At 63.6% G+C, this 6,130-nt stretch carries 7 protein-coding genes; 6 read left to right on the top strand and 1 reads right to left on the bottom strand.

Annotated features, from left to right (window positions below; all coding sequences use genetic code 11):
- Positions 1-129: 129 nt before the first annotated feature.
- Both ACMUJL_RS20590 and ACMUJL_RS20595 read left to right on the top strand, forming a co-directional pair.
- Positions 130-1,362: a DNA modification methylase gene (locus tag ACMUJL_RS20590; RefSeq protein WP_375571274.1), complete on the top strand. Its 1,233-nt coding sequence runs from the start codon at positions 130-132 to the stop codon at positions 1,360-1,362.
- The gene (locus ACMUJL_RS20595) at positions 1,359-1,586 is read left to right on the top strand and encodes a DUF7220 family protein (protein WP_375571272.1); all 228 of its coding nucleotides are present in this window, start codon (positions 1,359-1,361) and stop codon (positions 1,584-1,586) included. Before ACMUJL_RS20590 ends, ACMUJL_RS20595 begins: the two co-directional genes overlap by 4 nt.
- Here ACMUJL_RS20595 and ACMUJL_RS20600 read toward each other — a convergent pair.
- Positions 1,583-1,882 carry a hypothetical protein gene (locus ACMUJL_RS20600; RefSeq protein WP_375571270.1) on the bottom strand — a complete coding sequence of 100 codons (300 nt, stop codon included), beginning with the start codon at positions 1,880-1,882 and terminating at the stop codon, positions 1,583-1,585. The genes ACMUJL_RS20595 and ACMUJL_RS20600 overlap by 4 nt on opposite strands.
- Before the next feature lie 29 nt (positions 1,883-1,911).
- Here ACMUJL_RS20600 and ACMUJL_RS20605 point away from each other — a divergent pair, with 29 nt between their 5' ends.
- The 4 genes from ACMUJL_RS20605 to ACMUJL_RS20620 are packed head-to-tail and all read left to right on the top strand — an operon-like array spanning position 1,912 to position 6,123.
- Positions 1,912-2,484, top strand: a complete 573-nt coding sequence (locus ACMUJL_RS20605; protein WP_375571268.1) for a terminase small subunit, Nu1 — start codon at positions 1,912-1,914, stop codon at positions 2,482-2,484.
- On the top strand, positions 2,441-4,354 hold the full coding sequence (locus ACMUJL_RS20610; protein ID WP_416914433.1) for a phage terminase large subunit family protein: 1,914 nt from the start codon (positions 2,441-2,443) through the stop codon (positions 4,352-4,354). The genes ACMUJL_RS20605 and ACMUJL_RS20610 overlap by 44 nt, the downstream gene beginning before the upstream one ends.
- Positions 4,355-4,366: 12 nt before the next feature.
- Positions 4,367-4,570, top strand: a complete 204-nt coding sequence (locus ACMUJL_RS20615) for a phage head-tail joining protein (protein WP_375571264.1) — start codon at positions 4,367-4,369, stop codon at positions 4,568-4,570.
- Positions 4,571-4,575: 5 nt separating this feature from the next.
- Entirely contained in the window at positions 4,576-6,123 is a 1,548-nt protein-coding gene (locus ACMUJL_RS20620; RefSeq protein WP_375571262.1) for a phage portal protein, read from the top strand.
- The last annotated feature ends 7 nt before the right edge of the window (positions 6,124-6,130 follow it).

Genomic DNA, 6,130 nt, shown 5'->3' on the forward strand with positions numbered 1-6,130 from the left:
AACAACCGTTTCGTTTCGGTTTGCGTCGAACCTCAACAAAACAAAGGCCTGACCGCCTGACACAACCCGCCTGAACCGAAATGGGGATCCGACCCCATTTCGCTTTCGGGCATCCCCAAGGACATCACCATGGACGTCGTGGACCTGCCGCTCAAGCAGATCATTCCTTATGCGCGCAACCCGCGCCGCAACGAGCAGGCGATCGCAACGGTCGCGGCCTCGATCCAGGAGTTCGGCTGGCGCCAGCCCATCGTCGTGGACGAGGCCATGGTTGTTCTCGCCGGGCACACGCGGCTGGAAGCGGCGCGCAAGCTCGGCTTCAAGACTGCGCCGGTGCATGTCGCCAAGGGTCTTACCGCGTCCCAGGCGCGCGCGTTCCGGATCATGGACAACCGCTCGAGCGAGAATGCCGAGTGGGACAAGGATCTCTTGAACCTCGAACTGGCCGACCTGCTGGAGGCGGACTTCGACCTCGGGCTGACGGGCTTCACCGAGGATGAGTTGAACGCTCTGATGTCGGGTCTCGAGGAAGGCACCGGACCGCAGGAGGGTGAGGACGATGTGCCGGAAACCCCCGAGTATCCGATCAGCCGCCCGGGCGATCTCTGGATCCTCGGCAACCACCGGCTGCTCTGCGGCGACAGCACGGTCGCCTCGGATGTCGAGCGTCTGTTCGGCCCGGTGAAGCCGCTGCTGATGGTCACCGATCCGCCCTACGGCGTGGAATATGACCCGGGCTGGCGCAACCAAGCGGGGGCGGCGAAGACCAAGCGCACCGGCAAGGTGCTGAACGACGACCGCGCCGATTGGCGCGAGGCTTGGGCCCTGTTCCCCGGCGATGTCGCCTATGTCTGGCATGGCGCGCTGCACGCTGCGACCGTGGCGGAGAGTCTCGAAGTCGCGGGCTTCACCATTCGCTCCCAGATTATCTGGGCGAAGGATCGGCTGGTTCTGAGCCGGGGTGATTACCACTGGCAGCACGAACCGGCCTGGTACGCCGTGCGCAAGTCCGGCAAGGGCCATTGGGCAGGCGACCGCAAGCAGACCACGCTCTGGCATATCGCGAACAAGGACCAAGACGAGAAGACCGTTCACGGGACGCAGAAGCCCGTCGAATGCATGCGGCGTCCGATCCAGAACAACTCGAGCCCAGGTCAGGCGGTTTACGAACCCTTCATGGGATCAGGGACGACGCTGATCGCCGCCGAGACGACAGGGCGTGTTTGTTTCGGGATCGAGCTGAACCCTGCTTACGTCGATGTGGCCGTCCAGCGCTGGCAGAAGTTCACTGGCAAGCAGGCCATTCTGGACGGAGGCGATACGACCTTTGATACTCTGAGGGCGGAGCGTGAGGCCGCATGAAACAGTCTCGCCTAATGTCGTTGGTCGAGGCCGTCGCCAACGTGATCGTCGGTTACGGCGTCGCGGTCGTGACGCAGATTCTGATCTTCCCGATATTTGGGCTGCAAACGACACTCGGACAAAACCTCGCGATGGGCGGGATCTTCACGATCGTCAGCCTGTTTCGATCGTTCGCTCTGCGGCGGCTCTTTGAGTCCATCCGCGTTGCGCGGCAGCGAAGTTAGATCAGGCCGAGGTCTTTCAGGCAGCTTGCCGTATCCATCAGCTGATGGGTCGGGACTTCGACGGTGATGGTGAAGCTGTCGGCAAAGGTTCTGCCGTAAACGCCACCATCGTCCATCAAGGCCATTTCGATCTCTTCAAGGATGACGGTGATGCGGCTGCGGTCGAAGTGCTCGGGCAGGTTCCGGATGGGGAGCCGAATGCTTGTGGTTTCCATGGTGATTTCTCCGAGCGTCGTTTGCCAGGTCAGCTTCGCTCTGGCGGCCGATCTTATCCAGTGAATTCGACGCAATTCCATATGGTTAATCGCACTCTCGAGGTCTGCGCATGTCGACAGCTACACAGCCCATCGGCGTGATCGCGCGGCTTCTGGACCTATCAGAACGGCGGATCCAGCAACTAAGCCGCGAGGGCGTAATACCGAAGGCCGAACGCGGCCAGTATGATCTGATCGGGTCCGTGCGTGGCTATGTCCGCTATCTGCGCGATCAGGCGCTGAAGGCGCAGGCCGGTGCGCCAGACTATGCCGCTGAACGTGCGCGGTTCATCCGAGCGCGGGCCGATCTCGCTGAAATGGAAGCCGAAGAAAAGCGCCGCTCGCTGATCGCGGCCGAACAGATCGAGGCGGCCTGGATTGCTGTGTTGGCGCTCTTGCGCACCCGACTGCTGGCCCTGCCTGACCGGCTGGCACCACAAGCCTTTGAACAATCAACCGTCGGAGACACCCGGAACCTGATCCGCGCCGCCATCCGCGAGGTGCTCGATGATCTCGCGCAGCCAGACATTGAACTTGAAGCCGACATTGACCTTGAAGGGGTCAGCGATCCTGAAGCGGACTGTGGCGAAGGCGCTGGCGGTGCTGAAGCCGCCGCCGGACCTGACGATCAGCGATTGGGCTGATCAGAACCGCCGGCTGAGCTCTGAGGCCAGCGCCGAGCCCGGCCAGTGGCGGACAAGCCGCGCCGAATACCAGCGCGGGATCATGGATGCGATCTCGGATCCGGCGGCCGAAACCGTCGTGATCATGTCGAGCAGTCAAATCGGCAAGTCGGAGTCGATTCTTAATATGGTCGGCTATCACATCGACCACGATCCGGCGCCGATCATGGTGGTGATGCCGACCGAGCGCGATGCCGAAACCTGGTCAAAGGACCGTTTCTCGCCGATGGCGCGGGACACGCCCTGCCTGCAGGGCAAGATCGCTGATCCGCGTTCGCGGGATGGCAACAACAAGATCCTGCACAAACGGTTCCCAGGCGGGCATCTGACCATCGTCGGCGCCAACGCGCCTTCGGGGCTCGCAAGCCGCCCGATCCGACTCCTCTTGTGCGACGAGGTCGATCGCTATCCGTTCAGCGCAGGGGCCGAGGGCGACCCGGTCAACCTCGCGAAAAAGCGGACGGTGACGTTCTGGAACCGCAAGATCGTGCTGGTCTCGACCCCGACGAATAAGGGCGCGAGCCGGATCGAGGCGGCATTCGAGGAAAGCGACCAGCGTCGGTATTGGGTGCCGTGCCCCACGTGCGGTGCAGAACAGTTGCTGACCTGGGGCCAGGTGAAATGGGACAAAGACGAGAATGGTGGCCATCGCCCCGAAACTGCGCGCTACCACTGCGCTGACTGCGACGCCGCGTGGAAGGATGAGTCCCGCTGGGCCGCAATATCCAAGGGTCGCTGGATCGCCGATGCACCATTCAATGGGACTGCAGGCTTCCATCTGAACGAGATCTATTCGCCCTGGGTGCGGCTCGAGGCCATGGCTAAGGCGTTTCTGTCGGCGCGCGCCGGTGGGGACGAGACGATGAAGACCTTCGTCAACACCTCGCTGGGCGAGACCTGGATGGAAAGCGGCGAGGCCCCGGACTGGCAGCGGCTGCAGGGTCTGAAGGAAGATTGGCGCGCGGGCACGGTGCCGACGGGCGGGCTGTTTCTGACCGCAGGCGCCGACGTGCAGAAAGACCGGATCGAGGTTGATGTCTGGGCTTGGGGCAGGGGGCTGCAAAGCTGGCTGATCGACCATGTTGTCATCGACGGCGGCCCGGGCGATCCCGCTTGCTGGCAGAAACTGACCGACCTCCTTGGTCGTACTTGGCAACACGCCAGCGGCACGCCGATGACCATCGCGCGGTTGGCGATCGACACGGGCTATGAGACGGCAGCCGTCTACGCCTGGGCGCGGCAGGTGGGATTTGGGCAGGTCGCCCCAGTCAAGGGGCTCGAGGGCTTTAACCGGGCAAGCCCGGTGACGGGGCCGACCTATGTCGACGCCACCATAGGCGGCAAACGCCTGCGCCGCGGCGCCCGGCTTTGGACCATCGCCACCTCGACCTTCAAGGCCGAGACCTATCGTTTCCTGCGGCTCGATCCGCCGGAGATCGCCAGCCCGGTAGATGGGGAGAGGTTTCCTCCCGGCTTTCTGCATCTGCCGGGCTGGGTCGATGCCGAGTGGCTGAAACAACTCACCGCCGAGCAACTGGTCACGGTCAAAAACAAGCGCGGCTTTGCCAAGCTCGAATGGCAGAAGCTGCGCGAGCGGAACGAGGCGCTGGACTGCCGGGTTTATGCAAGAGCAGCAGCCTGGATTGCGGGGATTGATCGCTGGTCTGAGACGCAGTGGGCGGCGCTTGGCGATGAGCTGGGGGTCGCCTCTCCATCTGCGTTGAAAACTCCAACGCAGCTGGCCGCGCCATCGGCATCGTCACGCCCGGCTACATCCCGGTCGCCGCAGGTTAGCGGTTGGATAGGCCGCCGGCGCGGCAATTGGCTATAGGACAACGATCACATGCAGTGGAGCCAGGAAGAACTGACGGCCCTCCGGCGGGCCTATGCCAGCGGCACGACCCGTGTGAGCTATGACGGCAAGTCAATCGATTATGGCACAGCCAGCGATCTCTTGCGGCGCATTCGCGTGATCGAGGCGGAGATTGCCGAAAGCACAGGCCAGCCCAAGCCGAGACGTAGCTTCGCGCGCTTTTCCAAAGGCTGAACACCATGCAGTGGTTTGATCGCGCCATCAGTGCCGTGGCACCGGGGCTTGGCCTGCGCCGTGTGCGGCAACGCCAGGCGCTCGATGTGCTGGCCCGTGCCTATGAGGGCGCGCGACAATCACGGCGTACGGAAGGCTGGATCAATCCGGGCACCGGTGCCAATGCCGAAATCGGCCCGGCGCTCGCCCGGCTCAGGGCGCGATCCCGCGATCTGGTGCGTAATAACCCCTATGCTGCCAAGGCTGTGCAGGCGCTGGTGAGTAATATGGTGGGCACAGGGCTGATGCCGCGTGCGCGGGCGCAGGACACGGAGTTGGCCACCCAGGCGGATCGGCTCTGGACGCGCTTTGCTGCCAGTTGCGATGCCGATGGGCTCACCGATTTTGCCGGGCTGCAGGCGCTGATCGTGCGCTCTCTCGTGGAAAGCGGGGAGGTTCTGGTACGCTTACGTCCGCGGTTGCGCGCAGATGGTCTGCCGGTGCCCTTGCAGATCCAGGTGCTGGAGCCTGATCATCTCGACAGCCTGCGCACAGAGGAGCTGTCAGGCGGGGGATATATCCTGCAAGGGGTCGAGTTCGATCCTCTGGGGCGGCGCGTGGCCTATTGGCTGTTTCCGCGTCATCCGGGTGATGCCAATGCGCTGATGGGGCAGGGGGCTGTGCAATCGCGCCGCGTGCCGGCTGATCAAGTGCTGCATCTCTTCGAGCGGCTGCGCCCCGGCCAAGTGCGGGGCGTGCCCTGGTTTGCCCCGGTCATGCTGAAGATGCGCGACCTCGATGAGTATGACGAGGCGGAGTTGGTGCGCAAGAAGATCGAGGCCTGCTTTGCGGCCTTCGTGACCGGCGTGGAGGACGAGGCCACACTTGGTTCGGCGCAGACCAATGCCGCCGGGCAGCGGGTCGAGAGCTTCGAGCCGGGGATGATCGAATATCTCGAGCCCGGCAAGGATGTGAAGTTCGCCAGCCCTGCCTCCTCGGGCGGCTATGCTGAATATATGCGCTTCCAGCTGCATGCGATCGCGGCCGGGGTGGGGCTGACCTATGAGCTGCTGACCGGCGATCTGAGCCAGGTGAATTACAGCTCGATCCGGGCGGGGTTGATCGAGTTCCGCCGCCGGATGGAGGCGCTGCAATGGCAACTTCTGGTGCCCGGGCTTTGCCAACCGGTCTGGCGCCGCTTTGTGCAAGCAGCCCAAGCCGCAGGCCAGCTGCCGCAGGATGCCGAGATCATCGCAGATTGGACGGCCCCGCGCTTTGAGGCGGTGGATCCGCTGAAAGACATCCAGGCGGATGTGCTAGCGGTGCGTGCCGGGGTCATGACGCTGAAAGAGGCGATTGCACGGCAGGGCTATGAGCCCGCGCAAGTGCTGCGGGAGATTGCCGAGACGAATACGGAGCTCGATGCGCTGGGGCTCATTCTCGACAGCGACCCACGGCGGTCGACCAAGACCGGCCAGGACAGTGGGCGTGCCGCGGTTGCCACGGATACGGGAGCTATGCCGCCCGACCAGACAGAAGGACAGGACAATGACGAAGAGGACGGATCCCGCTGAGGGCGTA

Source organism: Seohaeicola sp. (assembly GCF_048006315.1).
In the GTDB taxonomy this organism is placed as follows: Bacteria; Pseudomonadota; Alphaproteobacteria; order Rhodobacterales; family Rhodobacteraceae; genus Seohaeicola.

What these genes read in the sequence shown, in the direction of transcription:
- ACMUJL_RS20590 (WP_375571274.1), top strand. Translation starts at nt 130, where the DNA reads ATGGACGTCGTGGACCTGCCGCTCAAGCAGATCATTCCTTATGCGCGC.
- ACMUJL_RS20595 (WP_375571272.1), top strand. Translation starts at nt 1,359, where the DNA reads ATGAAACAGTCTCGCCTAATGTCGTTGGTCGAGGCCGTCGCCAACGTG.
- ACMUJL_RS20615 (WP_375571264.1), top strand. Translation starts at nt 4,367, where the DNA reads ATGCAGTGGAGCCAGGAAGAACTGACGGCCCTCCGGCGGGCCTATGCC.
- ACMUJL_RS20600 (WP_375571270.1), bottom strand. Translation starts at nt 1,882, where the DNA reads ATGGAATTGCGTCGAATTCACTGGATAAGATCGGCCGCCAGAGCGAAG.
- ACMUJL_RS20620 (WP_375571262.1), top strand. Translation starts at nt 4,576, where the DNA reads ATGCAGTGGTTTGATCGCGCCATCAGTGCCGTGGCACCGGGGCTTGGC.
- ACMUJL_RS20605 (WP_375571268.1), top strand. Translation starts at nt 1,912, where the DNA reads ATGTCGACAGCTACACAGCCCATCGGCGTGATCGCGCGGCTTCTGGAC.